General features: G+C 58.8%; 25 protein-coding genes. 18 read left to right on the forward strand and 7 right to left on the reverse strand.

The features are described 5' to 3' along the window. Window positions 1-20: 20 nt before the first annotated feature. The 10 genes from nuoI to FHX15_RS13670 all read left to right on the forward strand — a co-directional run bounded on the left by nuoI (window position 21) and on the right by FHX15_RS13670 (window position 9,828). Window positions 21-512, forward strand: a complete 492-nt coding sequence (nuoI, locus tag FHX15_RS13625) for an NADH-quinone oxidoreductase subunit NuoI (protein ID WP_183743874.1) — start codon at window positions 21-23, stop codon at window positions 510-512. Window positions 513-653: 141 nt separating this feature from the next. Next, window positions 654-1,271: an NADH-quinone oxidoreductase subunit J gene (locus FHX15_RS13630; protein WP_184397829.1), complete on the forward strand. Its 618-nt coding sequence runs from the start codon at window positions 654-656 to the stop codon at window positions 1,269-1,271. Between the two features lie 25 nt (window positions 1,272-1,296). Continuing rightward, window positions 1,297-1,605: an NADH-quinone oxidoreductase subunit NuoK gene (nuoK, locus tag FHX15_RS13635; RefSeq protein ID WP_007823900.1), complete on the forward strand. Its 309-nt coding sequence runs from the start codon at window positions 1,297-1,299 to the stop codon at window positions 1,603-1,605. Between the two features lie 7 nt (window positions 1,606-1,612). Next, complete coding sequence (gene nuoL, locus FHX15_RS13640) at window positions 1,613-3,610, forward strand: NADH-quinone oxidoreductase subunit L (protein WP_184397830.1); 1,998 nt, start codon at window positions 1,613-1,615, stop codon at window positions 3,608-3,610. Beyond that, the gene (locus tag FHX15_RS13645; RefSeq protein WP_184397831.1) at window positions 3,610-5,121 is read left to right on the forward strand and encodes an NADH-quinone oxidoreductase subunit M; all 1,512 of its coding nucleotides are present in this window, start codon (window positions 3,610-3,612) and stop codon (window positions 5,119-5,121) included. Before nuoL ends, FHX15_RS13645 begins: the two co-directional genes overlap by 1 nt. A gap of 14 nt (window positions 5,122-5,135) precedes the next feature. Beyond that, window positions 5,136-6,581: an NADH-quinone oxidoreductase subunit NuoN gene (gene nuoN / locus FHX15_RS13650; RefSeq protein WP_184397832.1), complete on the forward strand. Its 1,446-nt coding sequence runs from the start codon at window positions 5,136-5,138 to the stop codon at window positions 6,579-6,581. After that, window positions 6,581-7,345, forward strand: a complete 765-nt coding sequence (locus FHX15_RS13655; RefSeq protein ID WP_184397833.1) for a biotin--[acetyl-CoA-carboxylase] ligase — start codon at window positions 6,581-6,583, stop codon at window positions 7,343-7,345. Before nuoN ends, FHX15_RS13655 begins: the two co-directional genes overlap by 1 nt. A gap of 17 nt (window positions 7,346-7,362) precedes the next feature. Then, window positions 7,363-9,033 (forward strand): ribonuclease J, encoded by a 1,671-nt coding sequence (locus tag FHX15_RS13660; RefSeq protein ID WP_184397834.1) that lies wholly within the window; start codon window positions 7,363-7,365, stop codon window positions 9,031-9,033. 3 nt (window positions 9,034-9,036) lie between these two features. Continuing rightward, window positions 9,037-9,441 carry a methylmalonyl-CoA epimerase gene (gene mce / locus FHX15_RS13665; RefSeq protein ID WP_184397835.1) on the forward strand — a complete coding sequence of 135 codons (405 nt, stop codon included), beginning with the start codon at window positions 9,037-9,039 and terminating at the stop codon, window positions 9,439-9,441. A gap of 111 nt (window positions 9,442-9,552) precedes the next feature. Continuing rightward, entirely contained in the window at window positions 9,553-9,828 is a 276-nt protein-coding gene (locus FHX15_RS13670) for a DUF1467 family protein (protein ID WP_184397836.1), read from the forward strand. A gap of 416 nt (window positions 9,829-10,244) precedes the next feature. On the opposite strand, the gene FHX15_RS13675 is transcribed toward FHX15_RS13670, so the two are convergent. Continuing rightward, window positions 10,245-10,523, reverse strand: a complete 279-nt coding sequence (locus FHX15_RS13675) for a hypothetical protein (protein ID WP_246778949.1) — start codon at window positions 10,521-10,523, stop codon at window positions 10,245-10,247. Between FHX15_RS13675 and proS the strand changes: the two genes are divergently transcribed. From proS to FHX15_RS13690, 3 genes are read left to right on the forward strand one after another with little or no spacing between them, the layout of a single operon-like run. Continuing rightward, window positions 10,522-11,844: a proline--tRNA ligase gene (gene proS / locus FHX15_RS13680; protein ID WP_184397837.1), complete on the forward strand. Its 1,323-nt coding sequence runs from the start codon at window positions 10,522-10,524 to the stop codon at window positions 11,842-11,844. The two genes, FHX15_RS13675 and proS, sit on opposite strands and share 2 nt — an antisense overlap. Window positions 11,845-11,860: 16 nt before the next feature. After that, on the forward strand, window positions 11,861-13,165 hold the full coding sequence (locus FHX15_RS13685) for a lipoprotein-releasing ABC transporter permease subunit (RefSeq protein ID WP_184397838.1): 1,305 nt from the start codon (window positions 11,861-11,863) through the stop codon (window positions 13,163-13,165). Between the two features lie 56 nt (window positions 13,166-13,221). Next, window positions 13,222-13,905: an ABC transporter ATP-binding protein gene (locus FHX15_RS13690; RefSeq protein ID WP_184397839.1), complete on the forward strand. Its 684-nt coding sequence runs from the start codon at window positions 13,222-13,224 to the stop codon at window positions 13,903-13,905. Between the two features lie 3 nt (window positions 13,906-13,908). On the opposite strand, the gene FHX15_RS13695 is transcribed toward FHX15_RS13690, so the two are convergent. Further along, window positions 13,909-14,370 carry a DUF5680 domain-containing protein gene (locus FHX15_RS13695; protein ID WP_184397841.1) on the reverse strand — a complete coding sequence of 154 codons (462 nt, stop codon included), beginning with the start codon at window positions 14,368-14,370 and terminating at the stop codon, window positions 13,909-13,911. A 312-nt stretch (window positions 14,371-14,682) separates the two neighbouring features. On the opposite strand from FHX15_RS13695, the gene dnaE reads away from it, so the two are divergent. Beyond that, window positions 14,683-18,168, forward strand: coding sequence for a DNA polymerase III subunit alpha (gene dnaE, locus FHX15_RS13700; protein ID WP_184397843.1), 3,486 nt, complete (start codon window positions 14,683-14,685; stop codon window positions 18,166-18,168). Between the two features lie 235 nt (window positions 18,169-18,403). Here dnaE and FHX15_RS13705 read toward each other — a convergent pair whose 3' ends face one another. Together FHX15_RS13705 and FHX15_RS13710 are read right to left on the reverse strand one after the other, a co-directional pair. After that, a complete protein-coding gene (locus tag FHX15_RS13705; RefSeq protein ID WP_184397845.1) occupies window positions 18,404-19,648 on the reverse strand; it encodes a L,D-transpeptidase family protein in 1,245 nt (414 codons plus the stop codon). Between the two features lie 188 nt (window positions 19,649-19,836). After that, on the reverse strand, window positions 19,837-21,126 hold the full coding sequence (locus tag FHX15_RS13710; protein WP_184397847.1) for a DNA polymerase IV: 1,290 nt from the start codon (window positions 21,124-21,126) through the stop codon (window positions 19,837-19,839). Window positions 21,127-21,202: 76 nt separating this feature from the next. On the opposite strand from FHX15_RS13710, the gene FHX15_RS13715 reads away from it, so the two are divergent. Next, window positions 21,203-21,790 carry a GNAT family N-acetyltransferase gene (locus FHX15_RS13715; protein ID WP_184397849.1) on the forward strand — a complete coding sequence of 196 codons (588 nt, stop codon included), beginning with the start codon at window positions 21,203-21,205 and terminating at the stop codon, window positions 21,788-21,790. Here FHX15_RS13715 and FHX15_RS13720 read toward each other — a convergent pair. Next, the gene (locus FHX15_RS13720) at window positions 21,765-22,445 is read right to left on the reverse strand and encodes a hypothetical protein (RefSeq protein WP_184397851.1); all 681 of its coding nucleotides are present in this window, start codon (window positions 22,443-22,445) and stop codon (window positions 21,765-21,767) included. The two genes, FHX15_RS13715 and FHX15_RS13720, sit on opposite strands and share 26 nt — an antisense overlap. After that, on the reverse strand, window positions 22,445-22,759 hold the full coding sequence (locus tag FHX15_RS13725; protein ID WP_184397852.1) for a DUF3572 domain-containing protein: 315 nt from the start codon (window positions 22,757-22,759) through the stop codon (window positions 22,445-22,447). The genes FHX15_RS13720 and FHX15_RS13725 overlap by 1 nt, the downstream gene beginning before the upstream one ends. A gap of 133 nt (window positions 22,760-22,892) precedes the next feature. Here FHX15_RS13725 and FHX15_RS13730 point away from each other — a divergent pair, with 133 nt between their 5' ends. From FHX15_RS13730 to FHX15_RS13740, 3 genes are all read left to right on the forward strand, one after another. Then, a complete protein-coding gene (locus tag FHX15_RS13730) occupies window positions 22,893-23,264 on the forward strand; it encodes a response regulator (protein WP_028754034.1) in 372 nt (123 codons plus the stop codon). 17 nt (window positions 23,265-23,281) lie between these two features. Continuing rightward, window positions 23,282-24,655 carry a PleD family two-component system response regulator gene (locus FHX15_RS13735; RefSeq protein ID WP_184397853.1) on the forward strand — a complete coding sequence of 458 codons (1,374 nt, stop codon included), beginning with the start codon at window positions 23,282-23,284 and terminating at the stop codon, window positions 24,653-24,655. Between the two features lie 213 nt (window positions 24,656-24,868). Beyond that, window positions 24,869-25,054 carry a hypothetical protein gene (locus FHX15_RS13740; RefSeq protein ID WP_184397854.1) on the forward strand — a complete coding sequence of 62 codons (186 nt, stop codon included), beginning with the start codon at window positions 24,869-24,871 and terminating at the stop codon, window positions 25,052-25,054. Between the two features lie 362 nt (window positions 25,055-25,416). On the opposite strand, the gene rpmG is transcribed toward FHX15_RS13740, so the two are convergent. After that, window positions 25,417-25,584, reverse strand: coding sequence for a 50S ribosomal protein L33 (gene rpmG, locus FHX15_RS13745; RefSeq protein ID WP_003587245.1), 168 nt, complete (start codon window positions 25,582-25,584; stop codon window positions 25,417-25,419). Window positions 25,585-25,589: the final 5 nt, after the last annotated feature.

Genomic DNA, 25,589 nt, shown 5'->3' on the forward strand with positions numbered 1-25,589 from the left:
GGCAAAATTGGAGATTGAAGATGGGAAGCCTGTCCGCCTCCATCAACTCGCTTTTCCTCAAGGAATTCGTCGGCGCCTTCTTCCTGTCGATGCGCTACTTCTTCAAGCAGAAGGCGACGATCAATTACCCCTTCGAAAAGGGTCCGGTCAGCCCGCGCTTTCGCGGCGAGCACGCGCTGCGCCGTTATCCGAACGGTGAAGAGCGCTGCATCGCCTGCAAGCTGTGCGAAGCAATCTGTCCTGCTCAGGCGATCACCATCGAAGCCGGCCCGCGCCGCAATGACGGCACGCGCCGCACCGTGCGCTATGACATCGACATGGTGAAGTGCATCTATTGCGGCTTCTGCCAGGAGGCATGCCCGGTCGATGCGATCGTCGAAGGCCCGAATTTCGAATTCGCCACCGAGACCCGCGAAGAGCTCTATTTCGACAAGCAGAGGCTGCTCGACAACGGCGACCGGTGGGAGCGTGAAATCGCCCGCAACATGGCGATGGACGCACCGTATCGTTGATTGAAATTGAAATGCCGCGGGAGAGGGGCTCTTGCCCGCCGCGGTCAACATGCACCGGGGCTCTGCCGGCGAAAGCTGCGTGAAGCCCTATCGGGCAGGGAAACTCCCGGCTGCCCGGGGGAAGATGAAAAAGGCACCAACATGGGTCTGCAGGCTCTATTTTTCTATCTTTTCGCCTTTGTCGCGATAGCGTCGGCGTTCATGGTCATCTGGGCGAAGAACCCGGTTCACTCGGTTCTGTTCCTGATCCTGGTGTTCTTCAATGCGGCGGGTCTCTTCCTGCTGTTGGGTGCTGAGTTCCTGGCGATGATCCTGCTCGTCGTCTATGTGGGCGCGGTCGCGGTTCTCTTCCTCTTTGTGGTGATGATGCTCGATATCGATTTTGCCGAGCTTCGCGCCGGCGTTCTCGAATATGCGCCAATCGGCGCGCTGATCGGCCTCATCCTCGCAGCTGAACTGATCGTCGTCGCCGGCGGCAGCGTGATCTCGCCGGAGATTGCCAAGACGGTCGCCATGCCGATCCCGGCGCTCACCGAACGCACGAATACGGCCGCGCTCGGCGACGTCCTCTATACGAATTACGTCTACTTCTTCCAGATTGCCGGTCTGGTCCTGCTGGTCGCTATGATCGGCGCGATCGTGCTGACGCTGAAGCATCGCACCAACATCAAGCGGCAGAATATTTCCCGCCAGGTTGCCCGCACGCCCGCGACCGCCGTCGAGGTGGTCAAGGTCAAGCCGGGGCAGGGCGTGAACTGAACCGAGAGGTCAAGGAACAAAGAACATGGTCATCGGACTCTCCCATTATCTCACGGTCAGCGCCATCCTCTTCACGATCGGCATCTTCGGGATCTTCCTGAACCGGAAGAACATCATCGTCATCCTGATGTCGGTCGAACTGATCCTGCTGTCGGTCAATATCAACATGGTCGCCTTCTCCTCGTTCCTCAACGATATCGTCGGCCAGGTATTCGCACTGTTCATTCTGACTGTTGCTGCTGCCGAAGCGGCGATCGGTCTTGCAATTCTCGTTGTCTTCTACCGTAACCGCGGTTCGATCGCGGTCGAAGACGTCAATATGATGAAGGGCTGAGCGGCTCATGTTCCTCTATAAGGCTATCGTCTTCCTTCCCCTGATCGGTGCGATCATCGCCGGCCTCTTCGGCCGCGCAATCGGCGCCAAGGCGTCGGAATATGTCACCAGCGGCCTGATGATCATCGCCGCCGTCCTCTCCTGGGTCGTCTTCTTCACGGTTGCCCTTGGCCATCCCGAAGGCGCCATCAAGGTTGAAGTTTTGCGCTGGATCCAGTCCGGCGGGATCGACGTGTCCTGGTCGCTGCGTGTCGATACGCTGACCTCGGTCATGCTGATCGTCGTCAACACGGTTTCGACGCTGGTGCACATCTATTCGATCGGTTACATGCATACCGATCCGCACCGCCCGCGCTTCTTCGCCTATTTGTCGCTCTTTACCTTCGCCATGCTCATGCTGGTGACATCAGACAACCTCGCGCAGATGTTCTTCGGCTGGGAAGGCGTGGGTCTGGCCTCGTACCTGCTGATCGGCTTCTGGTTCAAGAAGCCCTCGGCATCGGCGGCTGCGATCAAGGCCTTCATCGTCAACCGCGTCGGCGACTTCGGCTTCGTGCTTGGCATTGCCACTGTCTTCGTGTTGTTCGGATCGATCAACTTCGATACGATCTTCGCCAACGCTGCGACCTTCGCTCCGGCTGAAGGCGGAGGCAAGGCTGGCGAGGTGGTCCTGAACCTCTTCGGCATGCATCTCGACAAGGCGCACGCGCTGACCGGCGCCTGCCTGCTGCTCTTCATGGGCGCGATGGGCAAGTCGGCGCAGTTCCTGCTGCATACCTGGCTCCCGGACGCCATGGAAGGCCCGACGCCGGTTTCGGCTCTCATCCATGCCGCAACCATGGTGACCGCCGGCGTCTTCCTCGTTGCCCGCATGTCGCCGATCTTCGAACTCTCGCCGGATGCGCTCGTCGTCGTGACGATCATCGGTGCGATCACCGCTTTCTTCGCCGCAACCGTGGGCCTCGTGCAGAACGACATCAAGCGCGTCATCGCCTACTCGACCTGCTCGCAGCTCGGCTACATGTTCGTTGCTCTCGGCGTCGGTGCTTACGGCGCGGCAATCTTCCATCTCTTCACGCATGCCTTCTTCAAGGCTCTGCTCTTCCTCTGCGCCGGCTCGGTCATTCATGCCGTCGATGGTGAGCAGGACATGCGCTACATGGGCGGCCTGCGTCCGCACATCAAGTGGACGTTCTGGATGATGATCATCGGCACGCTGGCGATCACCGGTGTCGGCATTCCCTTCACCCCGGTCGGCTTTGCCGGCTTCTTCTCGAAGGACGTCATCATCGAGGCCGCCTATGCAGCCCATTCGCCGGCTGCGGGCTTCGCCTTCACGCTGTTGGTCATCGCCGCGCTCTTCACCAGCTTCTATTCCTGGCGCCTGATCTTCATGACCTTCTACGGCAAGCCGCGCGCTTCGCATGAAGTCATGCATCATGTCCACGAGTCACCGCAGGTCATGCTGGTGCCGCTGTACCTCCTCGCCATCGGCGCAGTTTTTGCAGGCGTGCTCTTCGAAGGCCGCTTCTACGGCGAAGAATATTCCGAGTTCTGGAAGGGCGCGCTCTTCACCGGCGCCGAAAACGAACTGGTGGAACAATTCCACCATGTACCGGCGTGGGTTGGTCTCAGCCCCTTCATCGCCATGTTGCTCGGCTTCGTGACCGCCTGGTACATGTACATCCGCTCCCCCTCGACGCCGCGCAAGCTCGCCCAGCAGCATCGTGTCCTGTACCAGTTCCTGCTCAACAAGTGGTATTTCGACGAACTCTACGACTTCCTCTTCGTCCGCACTGCCAAGGCGCTTGGCACGTTTCTGTGGAAGAAAGGTGATGTCGGCGTCATCGATACCTACGGTCCGAACGGCGTTGCTGCCCGCGTGGTCAACGTGACCGATCGCGTCGTACGCCTGCAGACCGGCTACCTCTATCACTATGCTTTCGCGATGCTGATCGGCGTTGCGGCGCTCGTTACCTGGATGATGCTCGGGAGTTCCCTCTGATGACCGATTGGCCCATTCTTTCAACGGTCACCTTCCTGCCGCTCGTCGGCGTGGTGCTTCTGCTGCTGATGAACGGCGAAACCGAGAACGGCCGCAAGAACGTGCTGTGGATCTCTTTGATTACCACGGTCTTTACCTTCATCCTGTCGCTCTTCATCTGGACCGGTTTCGACAATGCCAATCCGGGCTTCCAGATGATCGAACAGCATAGCTGGCTCGGCACCGGCATCGGATACCGTGTCGGCGTTGACGGCATCTCCATGCTGTTCATCATCCTTTCGACCTTCCTCATGCCCTTCTGCGTGCTGGCAAGCTGGCTCTCGATCGAGAAGCGCGTGAAGGAATACATGATTGCCTTCCTCATCCTCGAAGTGATGATGGTCGGCGTCTTCGTCTCGCTCGATATCGTGCTCTTTTACGTCTTCTTCGAAGGTGGCCTCATCCCGATGTTCCTCATCATCGGCGTCTGGGGCGGTGCGAGCCGCGTTTACGCGAGCTACAAGTTCTTCCTCTACACGCTGCTCGGCTCGGTGCTGATGCTGCTTGCGATCATGGCTATGTACTGGCAGTCCGGTACGACCGATATCGCACAGCTTCTGAACTATAAGTTCCCGCCGGCGATGCAGACTTGGCTGTGGCTGGCCTTCTTCGCCTCATTCGCGGTGAAGATGCCGATGTGGCCGGTCCATACCTGGCTCCCGGATGCGCACGTCCAGGCGCCGACGGCTGGCTCCGTCATTCTGGCGGGCGTGCTCCTGAAGCTCGGCGGCTACGGCCTCATTCGTTTCTCGATCGGCATGTTCCCGGTCGCATCGGACTATTTCGCGCCGCTCGTCTTCGCGATGTCCGTGATTGCCATCATCTACACCTCGCTGGTCGCGATGATGCAGGACGACATCAAGAAGCTGATCGCATATTCCTCGGTCGCTCACATGGGCTACGTGACGATGGGCATCTTCGCTGCCAACGCGCAGGGCCTGCAGGGTTCGATCTTCCAGATGCTGTCGCACGGGATCGTCTCTGGCGCGCTCTTCCTCTGCGTCGGCGTCGTCTATGATCGTACCCATACCCGCGAGATCGCGGCTTATGGCGGCCTCGTCAACAATATGCCGAAATATGCCGTCGCCTTCATGGTCTTCACCATGGCAAATGTCGGCCTCCCGGGCACTTCGGGCTTCATCGGCGAGTTCCTGACCCTGATCGGCGTCTTCCGCGCCAATACCTGGGTTGCGCTCTTTGCCGCCACCGGTGTCATCCTCTCGGCCGCCTACGCGCTCTGGCTCTATCGCCGGGTGATCTTTGGCGCGCTGGAGAAGGAAAAGCTGAAGGCTCTGCTCGACCTTTCGCCGCGTGAACAGATCATCCTTTACCCGATGATTGCGCTCACCATCTTCTTCGGCGTCTATCCGGCTCCGGTCTTCGATGCGACCGCAGCTTCAGTAGACCATCTGATCAACAGTTATTCGGCCGCAGTGCAGGCAGCGCAGAATGTTGCGCTGTCGATGAAATGACGGGACTTTAGGACATGAACGCTGAAACAATCTCCCTGAGCCTGTACCTGTCCGCGCCGGAACTCATCCTGGCGATCGGTGCCCTCGTCCTGCTCATGATCGGCGTCTTCGCGGGCGAGCGGTCCGGCCCGCTCGTCAGCACGCTGGCGATGATCGTGATCGCCGTCTCCGGCCTCTGGCTGATCTTCGTTCCCGGCGACGGCCTTGCCTATGGCGGCGTCTACCTCGCTGACGGCTTTGCACGCTTCATGAAGGTGCTGGCGTTGATCGGTTCGTTCATCGCGCTGCTCATGTCGATGGGCCTAGCGAGGGAAAACCAACTCGACAAGTTCGAGTTCCCGGTTCTCCTCGTGCTCTGCACGCTCGGCATCATGCTGATGATCTCGGCAAACGACCTGATCGCGCTTTACCTCGGCCTCGAGCTGCAGTCTCTGGCAATCTATGTCATCGCCGCGATCAACCGCGAAAGCCTTAAGTCGACTGAAGCCGGCCTGAAATATTTCGTGCTCGGCGCGCTTTCCTCGGGCATGCTTCTCTATGGCATGTCGCTGGTCTACGGTTTCACCGGCCATACGCACTTCGCCGAAATCGCCCAGGCTCTCACGGTTGAAGGCACGCGTTCGCTCGGCCTGATCTTCGGTCTCGTCTTTATCCTCGCCGGCATCGCCTTCAAGATTTCGGCCGTGCCGTTCCATATGTGGACCCCAGACGTTTACGAAGGTGCTCCGACCCCGGTCACCGCTTTCCTGGCAAGTGCGCCGAAAGTCGCCGCCATGGCGATGATGACTCGTATCGTCATCACCGCCTTCCAGCCGGTGCTGACCGACTGGCAGCAGGTTATCGTCTTCATTTCGATCGCCTCCATGCTGCTCGGCTCCTTTGCGGCAATCGGCCAGAGGAATATCAAGCGACTGATGGCCTATTCCTCGATCGGTCACATGGGTTACGCGCTGGTCGGTCTCGCGGCCGGCAACCAGACGGGCGTCACTGGCGTCATGCTCTACATGGCGATCTACATGGTCATGACGCTCGGCTCCTTCGCGATCATCATGTCGATGCGCCGTCGGGACGGCACGGTTGTCGAAAATGTCAGCGATCTCGCCGGTCTCTCGACGACGAACCCGTTCATGGCTGTTGTCCTCACCGCGCTGATGTTCTCGCTTGCGGGTATTCCGCCGCTCGCAGGTTTCTTCGCGAAGTACTTCGTCTTCGTCGCCGCTATCGAAGCCAAGCTCTATGCGCTTGCCGTTATCGGTATTCTGGCTTCGGTCGTTGGCGCTTACTATTACCTGCGTGTCATCAAGCTGATGTGGTTTGATGAGGCGACCGACGAATTCGCCCGCGTCTCCGGCTCGCTGCGTCTTGTCTTTGGTCTCTCCGGCCTCTTCGTCGCCGCCTATGTTCTCATTGGTGGTCCGATCGGCGGCGCGGCCGAGCTCGCTGCGGCAACGCTCTTCTGATGGCTTCCGACAAGCGGCGCCGGATATCGCTCGGCGATGTCAGGCACGAGGCCTTGTCGGAGACGTCATCGACCAACACGGAGTGCCTTGTCCGGGCTCGGGCCGGGGATGGCGGTCTCCTCTGGGTGACCGCCGAACGACAGACCGGCGGCCGCGGCCGCCGGGGCCGTCCCTGGGTTTCCGAACGCGGCAATCTCTACGCTTCCCTTCTCCTCATTGACCCGGCGCCGATGGAGCGCCTTGCCTCCCTGCCGTTGGCGATCGCCGTTGCGGTTCAGCAGGCGGTTCGCAGCGTGCTGCCACCCGGCTCTGAGCCGGTAGAGGTGAAGTGGCCGAACGATATCTTGATCGGACGCAAGAAGACCTGCGGTATTCTCGTTGAAGGAGAGCGGCTCGCGGATGGGCGCCATGCCGTCGTGATCGGTATCGGCATCAATGTATCCGTTATGCCCGGGAACCCTATCTATCCTGTCACCTGCCTGCGGAATCATGGAAGTGCGGCTTCGCCCGAAGAACTCTTTGCCCATCTTTTTGCCTCCATGACCGAGGCGCTGAATATCTGGGACGAAGGGCTAGGTATCAGCGAGATCACTGCGCGCTGGCGCGCGGTTGCCTGCGGCATTGGCGAAAAGATAACCGTGAATTTGCCTGACAGGTCGATTTCCGGGTTTTTCGCCGGAATAGATGATAATGGCCTGTTGATGCTCGATACGGGCACAGGCAGGATGATGCCGATTGCGGCCGGCGATGTATTCTTTGGATAGTGGAAAAAGCAAACATTATGGCGAAACAGGACGAACTGGTATTTCTGCCTCTGGGTGGCGTCGGCGAGATTGGTATGAACCTCGCACTGTACGGTTTCGGTCCTTCCGATCATCGCCAATGGATCATGGTGGATTGCGGTGTCACCTTTCCGGGGCCCGATCTGCCGGGCGTGGATCTCGTCCTGCCGGACATTCGCTTCCTCGCCAATGAGCGCAAGAGCCTCAAGGCGATCATCATTACCCACGCCCATGAGGATCACTACGGCGCGCTCGCCGACCTCTGGCCGGGCCTCAATGTGCCGGTTTACGCCTCGCCCTTTACGGCCGGCCTCCTGGAAGCCAAGCGCAATTTCGAAAAGGACGCGATCGGCGAAGTGCCGGTGACGATCTTCAAGGCTGGCGATACGATCAATGTCGGCCCCTTCAGCATCGAGGGCGTCGCCGTCAATCACTCGATCCCTGAGCCGATGTCGCTGATGATCCGCACTCCGCTCGGCAATGTCATCCACACCGGCGACTGGAAGATCGATCACGAGCCGTCGCTTGGGCCGCTGACGGACGAAGTGCGCTTTCGCCAGCTTGGTGATGAAGGCGTGCTGGCATTGCTCTGCGATTCCACCAATGCGTTGCGCGACGGTGTTTCGCCCTCGGAGAAGGATGTCTCTGAGAGCCTGCGCAAGATCATCGAGAATGCCGAGGGCCGTGTGGCGATCACGACCTTCTCCTCGAATGTCGGTCGTATCCGCACCGTCGCCGAAGCCGCAGAAGCTGCGGGCCGCGAAGTGCTGCTGCTGGGAAGCTCGCTCAAGCGTGTGTGCGATGTCGCTCAGGATGTCGGCCTGATGGAGGGCATAAAGCCGTTCATCTCTGAAGAGGATTACGGCTTCATCCCGCGTGATAAGGTGGTCGTCATCCTCACCGGAAGTCAGGGAGAGCCGCGCGCTGCCCTTGCCAAACTCTCCCGCGACGAGATGCGCAACGTGGCGTTTGCCGCCGGCGACATCGTCGTCTTCTCCTCGCGCGCCATCCCCGGCAACGAGAAGGCGATCCAGGACATCAAGAACGGCCTCATCGAGCAGGGCGTCCATATCATCACCGATACAGAGGCGCTGGTGCATGTCTCCGGCCATCCGCGCCGCAACGAATTGCAGAAGATGTATGAGTGGACGCGGCCGAAGATCGTCGTGCCCGTGCATGGCGAGGCGACGCACCTGACGGCACATAAGGAGCTGGCCGAACAGTCCGGCATCCAGAACGTACCGCGAGTGCGCAACGGCGATGTGCTGCGTTTGGCGCCTGGCCCTGTCGAGGTGATCGACGAGGCACCGCATGGCCGCATCTACAAGGATGGGTCTCTGATCGGCGACTTCGATGAGATGGGGATCGGCGAGCGCAAGAAGCTTGCCTATGTCGGCCATGTCGCGGCCAGCATCGTGCTCGACAGCCGCTATGACATCGTCGGCGAGCCTGATCTCGTAGCAGTCGGCCTGCCGGCCTATGATGACGAGGGCGAGGACATGGAAGATGCTTTGTTCGACGCCGCAATCGGCGCGATCGAAAGCATTCCACGCGCCCGCCGCAAAGATATCGACATGGTACAGGAGGCCGTTCGCCGCGCTGTGCGCGCGGCTGCCAATCATGCCTGGGGCAAGAAGCCTGTCGTTACTGTCTTCGTCACCAGGGTCTGACCGATGCTCGGCCGGGTGAACCACATCGCTATCGCCGTGCCGGATCTTGCTGCTGCCGCCGCAAGCTATCGTGATACGTTGGGCGCTGTGGTCTCCGAGCCTCAGGCACTGCCGGAACATGGTGTGACGGTCGTTTTTGTGAAACTGCCGAATACCAAAGTGGAGCTGCTGGAACCGCTCGGTGAAGCTTCACCGATTGCGGCCTTCCTTGAAAAGAACCCGTCCGGCGGCATGCATCACATCTGTTACGAGGTCGATGATATCCTGGCAGAGCGCGACAGGCTGGCGGCATCGGGGGCGAGGGTGCTCGGCAATGGTGATCCGAAGGTCGGCGCTCATGGCAAGCCCGTGCTTTTTCTCCATCCGAAAGACTTCTTCGGCACGCTGATTGAGCTGGAGCAGGTCTGAACGCGCTGCGGCAGAGTGACCTAAATTATTCGCAGCCTTTGAATTGCCCGTCATTCCCGCTTATAAGCACGCAAAGCGAAGCGCCGACGCGCCATACCGACGGGAACCATCATGTTTCAGGCCCTCCTCCAGGGATTTGCAGTCTACTTCATCATCTGGTGGATCACGCTTTTCGCCGTCTTGCCGATCGGCCTGCGCACGCAGGCGGAGGATAATGATATCGTACTCGGCACTGTGCCGAGCGCGCCGACACGTTTTCGTCCGCTCTTCGTCTTCTCGCTGACGACGCTTATCTCGGGAGCGATTTACGGTGTCTGGTACATCGGCTCGACCTATTTCGGCTTCGGCTTCGATGCACTTCCACAAATAGGGCCTAGCTTCTATTAAAGCATGTCGCGCAAAAGTGTGCAGCGGTATTGCGGTAACGACAAGCGAAACAAGAACTTAAAGTGTGGCAGGCAAATCTGAAAGATCGTGACGGGCTTTAGAAGCGGCTTTTGCTCAAACTTTGAGCAGATGTAAATGTAACCGCGAAAAATCTGTCATATGCACGTCATGCAAGTGAGGCAATGAGCTTGCGTAACGGAAGGTGGTCTTACTTAACGCAAGTTAAGCTTGATTTTTCGGGAATGCGAGAAGTCGAAAAAGCAAAAAAAAACAAGGCTAGAAGCCTTGTTTTAATTATCGCGTGATCCTTAACCGTTACCGGGGCAGCGACAAGCGCGCCTAAGATCTGATCCTCCCAAGACTTGACCGCGAATTCGGCAAGAATTTAACCTTCTTGCCTGTTTTGTGAGCTAAAGCTAGCTCAAAGATTGTGCTTTGTCATTAGGTTTTTTTGCATTTTTGCTACACTCGAGCAAAATTTTTCTGTTGACAAGATTTACCTTCAAGCCCTTATAAATACGCGCTTTTTCGCGCCTTCTGAATTTGTGGGCGCTAACATGCGTCTGCGGGAGGCAGCTCGCGTCGGTCGCGGGTTTCTTTCCTGCCGCGAAGCGGCTATGAACGCTCCCATCTTTAACAAAGACCGTCGATTCCGCTTGGGTAAGCGGCGTCTCAACTGTACCGGAATCCGCCATGCGTCTGTCCCGCTTCTTTATGCCCATCCTCAAGGAAAATCCCAAGGAGGCGGAAATCGTCTCCCATCGGCTGATGCTGCGTGCCGGCATGATCCGTCAGCAGTCGCAGGGTATCTATTCTTGGCTGCCGATCGGCAAGAAGGTGCTGGACAAGGTCAACAACATCATCCGCGAAGAGCAGAACCGTGCGGGCGCAATCGAGCTTCTGATGCCGACGCTGCAGTCGGCTGAGCTCTGGCAGGAGAGCGGACGTTACGACGCCTACGGCAAGGAGATGCTGCGCATCAAGGACCGCCAGGATCGTCCGATGCTTTATGGCCCGACGAATGAGGAAATGGTGACGGATATTTTCCGTTCGTACGTGAAGTCCTACAAGAATCTGCCGCTCAATCTCTATCACATCCAGCTGAAATTCCGCGACGAGATCCGTCCGCGCTTCGGCACCATGCGTTCGCGCGAATTCATGATGAAGGATGCCTATTCCTTTGACCTGACGCGCGAAGGCGCTGAGCACTCCTACAACAAGATGTTCACCGCCTACCTGCGCACCTTCGATCGTCTCGGCCTGCGCGCCATCCCGATGCGCGCCGATACCGGCCCGATCGGCGGCAATCTCAGCCATGAATTCATTATCCTGGCTGATACCGGCGAGTCGGAGGTTTTCTGCCACAAGGATTTCGTCAATTTCGATATCCCCGCCGAGAATACGGATTTCGACAGCGTCGACGGTCTGAAGTCGATCTTTGACAAGTGGACGTCGCTTTATGCCGCGACTTCGGAAATGCACGACGAGGCGACCTTCAACGCCATTCCGGAAGCCGAGCGCCTTTCTGCGCGTGGCATCGAAGTCGGTCATATTTTCTACTTCGGTACGAAGTATTCCGAGCCGATGGGCGCGAAGGTGCAGGGTCCGGATGGCAAAGAGCACTTCGTTCACATGGGGTCCTACGGTATCGGCCCAACGCGCCTTGTTCCCGCCATCATCGAAGCATCGCATGATGAGAACGGAATCATCTGGCCGGAATCGGTCGCACCCTTCGATGTCGTGGTCATCAACATGAAGGCCGGTGACGAGGCGTGCGACGACACCTGCGAGCTGATCTATGCGGCGCTGACCAAGGCAGGCAAGGACGTGCTCTATGACGACACGGACGATCGTGCTGGCACCAAGTTTGCGACCGCTGACCTGATTGGCGTGCCGTACCAGATTATTGCCGGTCCGCGTGCGGTCGCGAACGGCGAAGTGGAAGTGAAGGACCGCAAGACCGGCGCCCGCGAGACGATGACCATCGAAGCGGCGATCAACAGGTTCGTGGCCTAAGAAAGACGGAGGCGAAATGGCAGAGGCAGCAGTGGACCGGAGTTCCAAATCCGGCTTGGGTCCGGCTGGCAAGCCATTCTCCACCTTTGAACGCCTTGTGGCGTGGCGCTATCTGCGCGCTCGCCGCAAGGAGGCATTCATCTCTGTCATTGCCGGCTTCTCCTTCGTCGGCATCATGCTGGGCGTTGCGACGCTGATCATCGTCATGGCCGTCATGAACGGCTTCCGCACCGAGCTCGTCTCGCGCATCCTCGGCATCAACGGCCACATGATCATCCAGCCGGTCGATGGTCCGTTCACCGACTATGCCGACCTCGTGAAGAAATTCGAGGCGGTGCCCGGCATTAAGATGGCGCTGCCATTGGTGGAGGGCCAGGTGCTGGCCTCCTCGCAGACCGGCGGCAGCACCGGCGCGCTGGTGCGTGGCACCCGAGCCGAAGATCTGAGCAAGCTCAAGGCCGTCTCCGACAACATCAAGTCCGGCGATATGGTCGGCTTTGCCGCTGGCGACAGCGTTCTCGTCGGCACGCGCATGGCCGAACAGCTGGGATTGCGCGCCGGCGATCTGATCACGCTGACGTCGCCGGAAGGTGACGTGACGCCGATGGGCGTTAATCCGCGCATCAAGTCCTACAAGATCTCCGGCCTCTTCGAGATCGGCATGTCGGAATACGACTCCTCGATCATCTACATGCCGCTCGAGGAATCACAGCTTTATTTCAATGCCGACGGGCTGGTACAGTCGATCGAGCTCTTTGTGAACAACCCTGATGACATCGATAATCTTCGGCCCAAGGTCGAAGAGGCCGCTGGCCGGCAGGTCGCTATTACCGACTGGCGCCAGCGCAACCAGACCTTCTTCTCCGCTCTCCAGGTGGAGCGTAACGTCATGTTCATGATCCTGACGCTGATCGTGCTCGTTGCCGCGCTCAACATTATCTCTGGCCTCATCATGCTGGTGAAGGACAAGGGCAGCGATATTGCGATCCTGCGCACCATGGGCGCAAGTTCGGGCGCCATCATGCGCATCTTCTTCATGACTGGAGCCGCAATCGGCATTGTTGGTACGATCGCCGGCGTGCTGCTCGGTGTGCTCGTCTGCATCAACATCGAGTCGATCCGGCAGTTCTTCTCCTGGGTATCGGGCACGGTGCTTTTCGACCCGCAGCTTTACTTCCTGAGCCAGCTGCCGGCGGAAATGGATATCAGCGAAACGGTGTCCGTCGTGGTGATGGCGCTGACGCTCTCCTTCATCGCCACGATCTTCCCGGCCTGGCGCGCCTCCCGCCTCGACCCCGTCCAGGCCCTCCGTTACGAATAGGGCTTCGATCCAAGGTCATGCATGATCCAAGGCCAAATCCAAGGAATGCCGCATTCATGAAACGCAACGTCGTTCTCAAGCTTTCGGGCGTCGAGCGCCATTACGGGCAGGGCGAAACGCTGCTGACCATCCTCAAGGGGGCGGATTTCTCCCTGACGAGCGGCGAGATGGTGGCGCTGGTTGCGCCATCAGGCACCGGCAAGTCGACGCTGTTGCATGTCGCTGGGCTACTGGAGCATCCTGACGGTGGCGAGGTAACGGTCAATGGTCGCCCCTGTGACGGCCTCTCTGACGACAAGCGCACGGCGATCCGCCGCAGCGAAATCGGTTTCGTCTATCAGTTTCATCACCTGCTGCCGGAATTCTCGGCACAGGAAAACATCATGATGCCACAGCTCATCGCCGGCCTCTCCTGGAAAGAGGCGGGCGAGCGGGCAAAGATGCTTCTGGATTACATGCGCATCGGCCATCGCGGCATGCATCGCCCAGGAGAGCTTTCCGGCGGCGAGCAGCAGCGTGTGGCGATTGCGCGCGCCGTCGCCAATGCGCCGAGCCTGCTTCTGGCCGACGAGCCGACCGGCAACCTCGACCCGGAAACCGCAAGCTACGTCTTCGACGCTTTGGAAGCGCTGGTGCGGCAGTCCGGTCTTGCTGCGCTGATCGCCACGCACAACCATGAGCTCGCCGGACGTATGGACCGGCGCGTGACGATTTCCGACGGCAAGGTGGTGGATTTCTGATTATCACGGGATGATCAGCCCGCCGCGATAGTCGAGCTCATAGGCTTTTCGTCCAGCCACCTCGATGAATTCGTGACCGCGAAAATGCGTGCAATCGCCTTCGCTTGTATCGACATAGCGCCCGAGCGAATGATCGAAGATCATGCCGCCGAGGAAGCGGCCTTGCTTGTAGAGCTGTGAAAGCGCGGCGGTGATGATGGTGCCGGCAACAGTCCCGTCGATGATCGCGGGCTCCATGATGTGCCCGAAATAGTTCATCGCCCAGACCGGCTTTTCCTCCAGCCACACCACTTCCTGGCCGGCAAAGTCCGTGCCGCCGAAATAGCTGTCGAGATAGCGCCAGATGCCGCGCCTGTAGCTGATGTCGTGGGCACCGATCCGGTAGGATGGCTGCGCCTTGGCGCCGGCGACATAGCTTTGCGATTTGGCTTCGACAATGAAGTTGTTGAGTTCCAAAACGTCCATAGTCCCTCCGCTCCGATGTTAACCATGTCCCGCAGAAGCGGGGGGTAAACCTGTTGACAACAGAACATACATGGAACAAATTAAAAACATAAGAGCAAAGGAGAGCCAAATGACTGACATGATCCGTGATATCGCAGCATTCACCTCCATCGCAATGTTCGTTGCCAGCTTCTCGCTGATCGTCATGGCAATGTAAGAATTCAGGGGATCGCATGGCAGCCATGCGGTCCCGAAGCGGGACTTTTTCTGGACAGAATCGCCTTCAATGCCGACAATGCGCGCTCTTCATTGAGACGGTTGGAAAGGCATATCATGGCGGATGCGGAACAGGGTGCGATCGGCGGAAAGCCGGGCTTCGTTCATCTAAGGGTTCATTCCGCCTATTCGCTGCTCGAAGGCGCGCTGCCTCTCAAAAAGATCCTCTACAAGGCAGCTGGCGATAGCCAGCCGGCGATCGCCATTACCGATACCAACAATCTTTTCGTCGCTCTGGAATTTTCCCAGAAAGCGATGGACGAAGGCCTGCAGCCGATCATCGGTTGCCAGGTGTCGATCGACATGGAAGACGGCCTTGAAACCGAAAAACGGGGAGGCCAGCAGGCGCTGGTCAAGCTGCCGTCCATCGTGCTTCTGTCCGCGACGGATGCGGGCTACGAGCGGCTGGTCGATCTCGTCAGCCGCGCCTACCTCGGCGGCGAGGGTAACTCGACCGTCCATATCCGCTCCTCCTGGTTGGATGAGATCGGCACGGAAGGTTTGATCGCTCTGACGGGTGCCTCGACCGGGCCGATCGACATGCCGCTGAAGGACGGCCATACCGCCCAGGCTGAGACACGTCTGCTGACGCTGAAGCGCATCTTCGGAGACCGGCTCTATGTCGAGCTGCAGCGGCACGGGACTTACGACAAGCGGCACGAGCAGAAGATTGTCGGCCTCGCCTATAAGCACGACCTGCCGCTGGTCGCGACCAACGAGGCCTTCTTCCCGACGCGTGACGATTATGATGCCCACGACGCGCTGATGGCGGTTGCCCATAACGCCATTGTTTCCGACGACAGCCGTTTCCGTCTCTCTCCGGATCACTACCTGAAGAGCCGCGCCGAAATGGAAAAGCTCTTCGCCGATCTGCCTGAGGCGCTCGAAAATACCGTCGAGATCGCGCGGCGCTGCTCCTTCGTGCTGAAGACCCGCAAGCCGATTCTGCCGCGCTTCACCGGCGCCACGACCGATCCCGAAGAGGCCGAACGCGCTGAGGCGCTCGAACTCCGCCGTCAGGCGCAGGAGGGGCTCGATATGCGTCTGGCCACGCTCGGCATGTCGGCTGGGTACGAGGAGAAGGATTACCGCGAGCGGCTGGAATTCGAGCTTAGCGTCATCGAGCGTATGAAGTTCCCCGGCTACTTCCTGATCGTGGCCGACTTCATCAAATGGGCCAAGCAGCATGATATCCCTGTCGGACCGGGGCGCGGTTCGGGTGCAGGCTCGCTGGTTGCCTATGCTCTGACGATCACCGACGTCGATCCGCTGCGCTTTTCGCTGCTCTTCGAACGCTTCCTCAATCCGGAACGCGTCTCGATGCCGGACTTCGATATCGACTTCTGCCAGGACCGCCGCGAAGAGGTGATCCGCTATGTGCAGCGCAAGTACGGGCGTGAGCAGGTGGCGCAGATCATCACCTTCGGTTCGCTGCAGGCGCGCGCCGCTTTGCGAGACGTCGGCCGCGTGCTGGAAATGCCCTACGGCCAGGTCGACAAGATCTGCAAGCTGGTGCCGAACAACCCGGCAAACCCGACGCCGCTTTCCAAGGCGATCGAGGAAGAGCCGAAGCTGCAGGAAGAGGCGGCAAAGGAGCCGGTCGTCGCGCGCCTGCTCGATATCGCTCAGAAGATTGAAGGCCTTTACCGCCACGCCTCGACCCACGCCGCCGGTATCGTGATCGGCGACCGTCCACTGTCGAAGCTTGTGCCGATGTATCGTGATCCGCGATCCGATATGCCGGTCACGCAGTTCAACATGAAGTGGGTGGAGCAGGCCGGCCTCGTGAAGTTCGACTTCCTCGGCCTGAAGACGTTGACCGTGCTCAAGGTCGCCGTCGATTTCTGCAAGAAGCGCGGGATCGAGGTGGATCTTGCCAAGATCCCGCTCGACGACAAGAAGACCTACGAGATGCTCTCGCGTGGCGAAACTGTCGGCGTGTTCCAGGTTGAAAGTGCCGGCATGCGCAAGGCGCTGATTGGCATGAGGCCGGACTGTATCGAGGACATCATCGCGCTCGTGGCGCTGTATCGTCCAGGCCCGATGGAGAACATCCCGACCTACAATGCCCGCAAGCATGGTGACGAAGAGCTGGAATCGATCCATCCGATGATCGACCATCTGCTTAAGGAAACCCAGGGCGTTATCGTTTACCAGGAACAGGTGATGCAGATCGCCCAGGTCCTGTCCGGCTATTCGCTCGGCGAAGCCGATCTTCTGCGCCGCGCCATGGGTAAGAAGATCAAGGCCGAAATGGACCAGCAGCGCGAACGCTTCGTCGACGGTGCGGTCAAGAACGGAGTCTCGAAGCCGCAGGCCGACAACATTTTCGAACTCTTGGCAAAGTTCGCGAACTACGGCTTCAACAAGTCCCATGCGGCAGCCTACGCCATCGTCTCCTACCAGACGGCTTATATGAAGGCGCATTACCCGGTCGAATTCCTGGCCGCCTCGATGACGCTCGATATGTCGAACACGGAAAAGGTCAACGACTTCCGCCAGGATGCCAAGCGTCTTGGCATCGAGGTGGTCGCCCCCTCCGTCCAGACCTCTTTCCGCCATTTCGAGACTGGCGATAACCGCATCTATTATGCGCTTGCAGCCCTTAAGGGCGTTGGTGAGTCCGCTGTCGACCACATCGTCGAAATGCGTGGCGACAAGCCTTTTGCCAGCATCGAGGATTTCTGCCTGCGGATCGATCCGCGTCAAGTCAACCGCCGTGTATTGGAAAGCCTGATCTATGCCGGCGCCTTCGATTGCTTCAATCTCGACCGGGCCCAGCTTTCGGCAGGCCTCGACCGCGTACTTGGCTATGCGCAGCGCGCCCAGGAAAACAAGCTGAGCGGCCAGTCGGATATTTTTGGCGGGGCGCTGTCCTCAGGCCCGGAAAAGATCGCCCTGCCGCCGTTCTCCCCATGGCTTGCCTCCGAGCGCCTGCTCAAGGAATTCCAGGTGCTGGGCTTCTACCTGACGGCCCACCCGCTCGACAGCTACAACAACATCCTGCAGAAGATGCGCGTACAGACTTTCGCGGACTTCTCCACGGCCGTAAAGCAGGGTGCCGCCAATGGGCGTTTGGCAGGAACGGTGATTTCCAAGCAGGAGCGCAAGACGCGCACCGGCAACAAGATGGGCATCATCGTCTTCTCGGATTCCTCGGGCCAGTTCGAAGCCGTGCTCTTCTCGGAGATGCTGAATCAGTATCGGGATGTGCTGGAGCCCGGAAAATCCTTCGTCATCACGGCTGTCGGCGAAGAGCGGCCGGAAGGTGTCAGCCTGCGTCTGCAGACCATCCAGTCGCTTGAAGAAAAGTCGCTGCAGATGCAGAAGGCGCTGCGCGTCTATGTCCGCGATTCGGGACCTCTGCGCGCCGTCGCGGCGCATCTGAACGCCAAGGGCGATGGCCTCGTTTCCTTCATCGTCATCAAGGAAGAGGGCAAACGCGAAGTCGAGGTAGTGTTGCAGGACAAGTACCGCATCACGCCGGAGATTGCCGCGGCCTTGCGGGCTGCCCCTGGTGTGGTCGACGTCGAACTCGTCTAATGGGAAGGGGCGACCGGCCGTGCGCCGGTTGCCTTGGCTTATTGGCTGGCTTGTAGTCGGCATCTATGCCGATCACGATCAGTGCGAGGCTGGTTTCGAAGGAGGACCAGCCCAGCGGCTGCACACTGCATGAAACTATCGAGGCGCTCATGTCCGGACGGAGATGTATCAGACGAGAATCATCGCCGCCGGCCGAAGCTTCGAGGGGCGCGCCAGCGAGAAGCCTTGCTAGGCCTCAGCTCTCGCGTGTTATGGTGATGAATTCGGTACCTTCGGTGGTCTCGGGACTAAGGCCCGTATCAGAGATCGTCAACGTCGAGCCGGGCGAGATGAGCGCGTCGATCCGGTGACGGGTTTCGTCCGGAATCGAGATGCGGCTGAGCGCCTTGGCGATCGGCCGACCGCTGATGATCGAGCTTTCCTGATTGGTGATGCCGAGCCGCTTTACCATCTCGCGGGACAGGTTGTTTTCCAGCGTCACGCCCAGCCAGTCCGCCGTGCCCGCCGTCTCATCGACGGCATGCAGGGAGAAGAAATGCGTACCGAGCGCGAGGCTCGGATCGGCGATCGTGACGGGCGCCTCGAAAAGCGGCTTGAAATCCTGCCGCACCATGATGAGGCCGTTCGGTGGCTCGCCTTTGCCGGCCGCTGCGTAAACCTCCCTCAGGAGCGTGTCCGTTATCAGCCCCCTGTCTCGGGCGAATTCCTTCGGCCTGAGCGCCTTGAAAGCATTGATGGCCTGAACGGTCGAAGGGCCGGCCAGCCCGTCCGGCTCGCCAGCGGTAAAGCCGAGCCGGTTCAGCAGGGTCTGGATATCGATGACGTTCTCACGCAGCGTGCGGCGTGTGATCAGCATGCTGATCGGCGAGGTTTCCGCAGCCGGCGCCTGCAGCTGGATCAGCGGCAGGGAAGCCGTGGTCTCGTTCATCGCAACCTGCACCTGTGTCTTCGCATCGCCGATGGCCGGACGAAGCTCCACGTCCGAAAGCAGCGGCGCCGGCTCTGGCCGATCCGGGTGGAAAAGTGTCGGATGATCGATTGGCTCGGGCGTCAGTTCGCTGTCGGTGATGATGACGGGCACACCCATCTCGGTCATCTTGTAGAGCGATTGCGCAAAGGCGCCGGGCATGCGCACGCAGCCATGCGAGGCTGGATAACGCGGCACGGAATTGGACTCGTGCAGCGCGATGCCGGACCATGTCAGCCGCTGCATGAAGGGCATCGGCGCGTTCGAATAAATGTTGGATTCGTGGTACTTCTGCTTCTCGATAACGGAGAAGATGCCGCTCGGCGTTGTATGCCCGTCCTTGCCGCTCGAGATCTTGGAGGTCGCGACGACCTCCGCACCGTCGTAGACGGCGAGCGACTGTTTATCCTTGGACACGAATATCTGCAGTGTGCGCGCATCGGTGGCAAAAGCCGGATGAACGAGAGCGGTTGCCGACAGCAACCCGATAAGGACGCTTACCTGTACAGACATGACGCAATACACCACATGCACAAAACGCCTGGAGTTAAGCACGCGAAGTTTAACGAAGGCTTGAATAGGCGCTCGCCCATCGATCACGAGATTGTGGAATATTGGAGCCTGGCTATGATCACGCGGTAAAGAATTGCGATGCCACGTTACCGGAAGCGGAAACTGTGCCGGCCTCGAGCAAAGAGAGCTTACCGGTTGCCTTTGCCGCCGAACGTATAGCCCGTTTCGACCGTGCCTTTGCCGAACTTGTCGCGCAGTTTGTCCATGGCGGCCTCTGCTGCTGCGCGCCGGCCGGATTGATGGTCGATAAGATCGGGCGGATCGGCGCGGCTGGCATCGCCGAGATCGGTCACGCCGATGCCGATCAGCCGGAATTTCGTGCCGTCCGTCTCCTTTTCCAGAAGCTCGATACCCGTTCGGAAGATCTTGTCGGCAAGTTGTGTCGGATCTTCCAGGCGGCGGTTGCGGGTACGTGATTTGAAATCGGCCGTCTTCATCTTCAGCACGACCGTCTGCCCGGCAATGCCGTTTTTCTTCAGCCTCCAGGAGACTTTTTCCGAGAGATTGCGCAGGATCGGCACCAGGTCGTCGTAACGGGCAATATCGTCGAAAAAGGTCGTTTCGGCGGACACACTCTTGGCGGCGTCATTGATATGCACCTCGCGATCGTCGATGCCGCGCGACAGGCGGGAAAGCCGTTGGCCGATGCTGCCGTAGCGGCGCATCAGATCGTTCTCCTCCATTCCCTGCAGCTGACCGATCGTGCGGATACCATCGGCCTCGAGCGTTGCCGCAAAGGCCTTGCCGACACCCCAGATAGTCGTCACCGGTCGCGGCGCCAGGAACTCTACTGCCTCCTCACGTCCGATGACGGAAAAGCCGCGCGGCTTCTGCAGATCGGAAGCGACCTTGGCGAGGAACTTGCAATAGGAAAGCCCGACCGAAACGGTAATGCCAATCTCCTTCTCGACGCGGCGGGCAAATTTCGCCAGCGTTCTGGCCGGCGAATCGTGATGCAACCTTTCGGTGCCGCCGAGTTCGAGAAAAGCCTCGTCAATGGAGAGCGGCTGCACCAGCGGCGTCAGTTCCTGCATCAGCGCGCGCACCTGCCGGCCGACTGCGACATACTTCTCCATATCGGGGCGAATGACGACCGCCTGGGGACAGGCTTCCAGCGCTTTGAACATCGGCATGGCCGAGCGAACGCCGTGAATGCGGGCGATGTAGCAGGCGGTCGAGACGACACCACGTTTTCCGCCGCCGATAATTACCGGCTTGTCGGCAAGCTCGGGATTGTCGCGTTTCTCCACGGCAGCATAGAACGCGTCGCAATCGATATGTGCAAGCGTCAGCTGATGGAGCTCTTTGTGACGCACCAGTCGCGGGCTGCCGCAGGCATGGCAGCGGCGCACCTCTCCCTTCTGCTCGGCAAGGCAGTCGCGACAGAAGCCGGGTGTCTTGTCAGATGCAGGCGCCATGGCAGGAACAAAGGTTGAACATCGCAACATTACGCCCTAAGCTTTTGAGTCTCAAGAGAGGGAGGAACGCTTGGCCGTGGATATCGATCTCCGCTTCGAACCTGTCACCACCGAGCGCTGGGGCGACTTCGAAAAGCTGTTCGGTCCGCAGGGCGCCTTCTATAATTGCTGGTGCGTGGCACTACGCCTTCCGCATGCTGTGCGCACGAAGATGCAGCCTTCGGAACGCAAGGCCCATATGCAGAGCCGTATTGCGGCGGGACCGCCGCCGGGCATTCTCTATTATGTCGAAGGCGAGCCTGTGGCGTGGGTACAGATAGGACCGCGCCACGACGTGCCGCAATTCAATTCGCCCCGAACGGTCTCGCGGCCATTGGAGGAGAGCGATGCGCATGATCCCTCGATCTGGGCAGTCAGCTGCTTCTTCTTGTTGCCTAAGCTGCGCGGAAAGGGCCTGAGCCGCAAACTGCTTGGCGGCGCGATCGATTACGCTCGCAGCCAGGGCGCAAGGCTATTGGAGGCCTGTCCGATAGATCATGTGAAGCAGTCGAAATCCGTCACGCTATGCATCGGCTCGACGGCAATATTCGATACGGCAGGGTTTGAAATGATCGCGCGGCGCAAAGATGGCCGGCCGCTTATGCGGCTGGATTTACACGCTTAACAGTGTCTGTCGCAAGATGCTGGTTGATCAGTTCGGCCGCGTGCATCCAATCTCGCGCCCGCGCAATATCCTCGGCGGCAGAAGGTGCGAAGCGGTGAACGGGCGAATTCGGCATCAGATGGATGAGCAGGCATTCTGCAACATGCTCCTTCACCGAATGCAGGTTGCGCGCCATATCATCGATAAAGATGACCGGAAGATCGCGACCGCCATGCAGTGCCTGCACGATCGGCCCCTTCGGCTGTTCGCTGGCAAGCAGCGGAAAGGTGAGACCGACACTGTCGAGAAGGCGGCGGCGATGAGCGGAAAATTGCGGCGGCATCGCCGTGAGAAACAGGATATCGGCACTCTTGGACAGGCGTTCGAGCGTCGAAACGACCGGGTCGATAGGCGTCTGCCAGCTTTCCTGGGCTTCGAAGAATTCCAGGATCAGTTGGCTGACGTGTTGATCCTCGAGCTCAAGCCCGTCGGCGAGCGAGACGACGTTGCCGTGAAGGCGGAAGGAGCGCGGCAGGAATTCATGGCCAAGGCTCTTGAGGTATAGTTGAAAGGGATCGATGAATTGCAGAACCACATCATCGACATCGCAGACGAGGAGCGGCCTGTCGCTAAGGCGAATATGCGAGATGTCGAGTTTGGCGTTGCCGCTCACCATCAATATTCTCCGGAATCGAGGCCGGGTGGCGAGAAGTGGCGCCATGCCGCCGTCAGCGCTTCCGGCGTCGTGCCTGTCGCCTCACAGAAGCCGATCGCCGTCGGCTCATGGTTCATGAGGAAATCCAGCATGCCGGCAAGAAAGCCGGGATCGTTGATGGCATTACGCACTTGCCTCGGCTCGACGCCGGTCAGTGCCAGGAAGCGACCGAAGAGATCCGGATCGTTCGCCAGCCAGCCGAGGACGGCGATGGCCGTTTCTTGCGGATCGACTGCCGCTGTAAGTTGTTTGGAAGGCTTGAAGTTACTTTGCATTGCGGCGGTCAAGTTACCTTTTTTTCAACCAAATACCGGTAGCTTGCACTATCGGTTTCATGAAGCCATTTGTCAGCTGATGCCTTTATCATGGGACATCTGGCTTCAAGAACGGACGTAGGGACAACTTGTCATGCCCAAACAGGTGATGATAGTAGAAGATAACGAGCTCAACATGAAGCTCTTTCGCGACCTCATCGAGGCCTCGGGCTATACAACGATCCAGACCCGCAACGGCATGGAAGCGCTTGATCTTGCGCGCAAACATCGTCCCGATCTTATTCTTATGGATATTCAGCTGCCGGAAGTTTCCGGTCTCGAAGTCACCAAGTGGCTGAAGGAAGACGATGATCTGCATGTGATACCGGTCATCGCCGTCACCGCCTTTGCTATGAAGGGCGACGAGGAGCGGATCCGACAGGGCGGCTGCGAGGCCTATGTCTCCAAGCCGATCTCCGTTCCGAAATTCATTGAGACGATCAAGACTTATCTGGGCGACGCCTGAGGCATCGGAAGAGATTCATGACTGCGCGAATACTGGTTGTTGATGATATTCCGGCAAATGTGAAACTGCTCGAAGCGCGGCTGCTGGCCGAATATTTCGACGTGCTGACCGCCGCCGACGGCCACGAGGCACTGGCGATCTGCGATCGTAACCAGGTCGATCTCATCCTGCTCGACATCATGATGCCCGGCATCGACGGCTTCGAAGTTTGCGAGCGGTTGAAGGCCAACCCCAAAACTTCCCATATTCCCGTCGTCATGGTTACCGCGCTCGACCAGGCGTCCGACCGCGTGCGTGGCCTGAAGGCCGGTGCGGACGATTTTCTGACCAAACCAGTCAACGACCTGCAGCTCATCTCCCGCGTAAAAAGCCTGCTGCGCCTGAAGACGTTGAGCGACGAACTGCGCGTGCGCGCCGAGACGGCTCAAACGATAGGCATCGATGAGCTGATACGCGCCGGCGATGGACGCCTCGATGAGGCGGGACAGATATTGTTGGTCGACAGCCGCGCCAACTCGCAGGAACGCATCATCAAGACGTTGAAGCCTGTCGCCGATGTGATCGCCATTTCCGATCCGCAGGCTGCCCTTTTTGAAGCGGCCGAGAGCGCCTTCGAACTCGTTATTGTCAACACCAATTTCGATGATTATGACCCGTTGCGGCTCTGCTCGCAGTTTCGTTCGCTGGAACGGACTCGTTTCCTGCCGATCCTGATCATCACGGAGCAGGGTGCCGACGATATGGTCATCCGCGCGCTCGATCTTGGCGTCAATGACTATATCGTTCGCCCCGTCGATCCGAATGAGCTCGTTGCCCGCAGCCTGACGCAGATCCGCCGCAAGCGCTATAATGATCGCCTGCGCGCCAGCGTCAAGCAGACGATTGAGCTTGCTGTCACGGATCCACTGACCGGCCTCAGCAATCGCCGTTACCTCGATAACCATCTCAATGTGCTCTTCAGTCGCTCGATGGCCCGCGGCCGGCCGCTCTCGGTACTGATCGCCGATATCGACCGGTTCAAGCAGGTCAACGATACCTATGGCCATGATGGCGGCGACCAGGTGCTGAAGGAGTTTGCAAACCGGATACGATCGACCGTCCGCGGGGCTGATCTCGCCTGCCGTTACGGCGGGGAGGAATTTGTCGTCGTCATGCCGGACACCTCGCCTGAAGTTGCGGCGGCCGTTGCCGAGCGCCTGCGGGCGGCTATCGAAAACACGCCCTTCCTGCTGAAGTTGTCGGGCGAAACGCTGAATATTACGGCCTCTTTCGGCATATCCTCGCGTATCGCCTCGGTCATAACGCCCGATCAGTTGATGAGACAGGCAGACCTCGCGCTTTATGAGGCGAAAAACACCGGGCGCAACCGTGTCGTGGCCTCAGCCGCCTGACGATAGAATGTTCCGTAATGCGTCGCGTTCGTTGGGTTATCCACTGGGAAGAACCGGACCTTGCGAAGGTTTAATATGGGCAGCTGCAACGACGGCGGTGGATTGTCAATCCGAGCCCAAGAATGGACTTTAAAGCGCATTTCTTCTGACAACACGTATCGCCTTCTCTCGAAGGCTGGAGGCGGAGAGTGAAGAAAGAAGAGCGGACTATAGGTGCATCCCGAGCTGTTTATCCGCGCAAATGGTATTTCGGAAAATGTAATGCCGGAGCCTTACGTAGCGGAAGGAGCGATGATATTATTGCAATCTATTTATGAAATGCTTGGTTTGATCAAATATTGTCCGCTTGGTAAAACAGAATTGGCTGCTTCTTCATATGTGCCAAAACTGGACTTTTAACCATAGAATCATGCCTTGAAATCTCACCATTAAGAATTTGTTGATTTTCTTTCATTTTTGCGCAAATTATCGGCTCAGAAGATAAAAACGCTCCCGTGGAGGAGCCATCGATACCCCATGATGCTCAGGTCCGCCGCATCTCCTGGGTCGTGGGGTCGGTCGGCTGGTACGCAACTTCAAACGGTTCCTCGTGCCGTTTTGCATGCTGGCCGACCCCCATTTCGTAAAAACGCCGTCACTTCCCGAAGATGGAAGGGCGGCGTTTTTCTTGTTTGCGCTAACATCGTTCTCAGGCGAACCGGCATAAACAAAAAGCGCGCAACCCGACGGTGCGCGCTTTTGAAAAACGTCAGATCAGGTAATTACTTGATCTTGGTTTCCTTGAACTCGACGTGCTTCTTAGCAATCGGGTCGTACTTGGTCTTCGTCATCTTGTCCGTCATTGTACGGCTGTTCTTCGTCGTGACGTAGAAGAAACCGGTGTCGGCCGTCGACAGAAGCTTGATCTTGATAGTGGTAGCCTTGGCCATGGTCG

The sequence above is a fragment of the Rhizobium sp. BK650 genome, from assembly GCF_014195325.1.
GTDB lineage: Bacteria > Pseudomonadota > Alphaproteobacteria > Rhizobiales > Rhizobiaceae > Rhizobium.

Bases quoted from the DNA above. Each gene is read 5' to 3' on its own strand.
- FHX15_RS13695 (WP_184397841.1), bottom strand. From the start codon at position 14,370: ATGGACGTTTTGGAACTCAACAACTTCATTGTCGAAGCCAAATCGCAA.
- FHX15_RS13660 (WP_184397834.1), top strand. From the start codon at position 7,363: ATGGCGAAACAGGACGAACTGGTATTTCTGCCTCTGGGTGGCGTCGGC.
- FHX15_RS13725 (WP_184397852.1), bottom strand. From the start codon at position 22,759: ATGCAAAGTAACTTCAAGCCTTCCAAACAACTTACAGCGGCAGTCGAT.
- nuoK (WP_007823900.1), top strand. From the start codon at position 1,297: ATGGTCATCGGACTCTCCCATTATCTCACGGTCAGCGCCATCCTCTTC.
- mce (WP_184397835.1), top strand. From the start codon at position 9,037: ATGCTCGGCCGGGTGAACCACATCGCTATCGCCGTGCCGGATCTTGCT.
- FHX15_RS13730 (WP_028754034.1), top strand. From the start codon at position 22,893: ATGCCCAAACAGGTGATGATAGTAGAAGATAACGAGCTCAACATGAAG.
- FHX15_RS13645 (WP_184397831.1), top strand. From the start codon at position 3,610: ATGACCGATTGGCCCATTCTTTCAACGGTCACCTTCCTGCCGCTCGTC.
- FHX15_RS13655 (WP_184397833.1), top strand. From the start codon at position 6,581: ATGGCTTCCGACAAGCGGCGCCGGATATCGCTCGGCGATGTCAGGCAC.
- FHX15_RS13690 (WP_184397839.1), top strand. From the start codon at position 13,222: ATGAAACGCAACGTCGTTCTCAAGCTTTCGGGCGTCGAGCGCCATTAC.
- proS (WP_184397837.1), top strand. From the start codon at position 10,522: ATGCGTCTGTCCCGCTTCTTTATGCCCATCCTCAAGGAAAATCCCAAG.
- FHX15_RS13675 (WP_246778949.1), bottom strand. From the start codon at position 10,523: ATGGCGGATTCCGGTACAGTTGAGACGCCGCTTACCCAAGCGGAATCG.
- FHX15_RS13705 (WP_184397845.1), bottom strand. From the start codon at position 19,648: ATGTCTGTACAGGTAAGCGTCCTTATCGGGTTGCTGTCGGCAACCGCT.
- nuoI (WP_183743874.1), top strand. From the start codon at position 21: ATGGGAAGCCTGTCCGCCTCCATCAACTCGCTTTTCCTCAAGGAATTC.
- rpmG (WP_003587245.1), bottom strand. From the start codon at position 25,584: ATGGCCAAGGCTACCACTATCAAGATCAAGCTTCTGTCGACGGCCGAC.
- nuoN (WP_184397832.1), top strand. From the start codon at position 5,136: ATGAACGCTGAAACAATCTCCCTGAGCCTGTACCTGTCCGCGCCGGAA.
- FHX15_RS13720 (WP_184397851.1), bottom strand. From the start codon at position 22,445: ATGGTGAGCGGCAACGCCAAACTCGACATCTCGCATATTCGCCTTAGC.
- FHX15_RS13630 (WP_184397829.1), top strand. From the start codon at position 654: ATGGGTCTGCAGGCTCTATTTTTCTATCTTTTCGCCTTTGTCGCGATA.
- FHX15_RS13710 (WP_184397847.1), bottom strand. From the start codon at position 21,126: ATGGCGCCTGCATCTGACAAGACACCCGGCTTCTGTCGCGACTGCCTT.
- dnaE (WP_184397843.1), top strand. From the start codon at position 14,683: ATGGCGGATGCGGAACAGGGTGCGATCGGCGGAAAGCCGGGCTTCGTT.
- FHX15_RS13670 (WP_184397836.1), top strand. From the start codon at position 9,553: ATGTTTCAGGCCCTCCTCCAGGGATTTGCAGTCTACTTCATCATCTGG.
- nuoL (WP_184397830.1), top strand. From the start codon at position 1,613: ATGTTCCTCTATAAGGCTATCGTCTTCCTTCCCCTGATCGGTGCGATC.
- FHX15_RS13735 (WP_184397853.1), top strand. From the start codon at position 23,282: ATGACTGCGCGAATACTGGTTGTTGATGATATTCCGGCAAATGTGAAA.
- FHX15_RS13685 (WP_184397838.1), top strand. From the start codon at position 11,861: ATGGCAGAGGCAGCAGTGGACCGGAGTTCCAAATCCGGCTTGGGTCCG.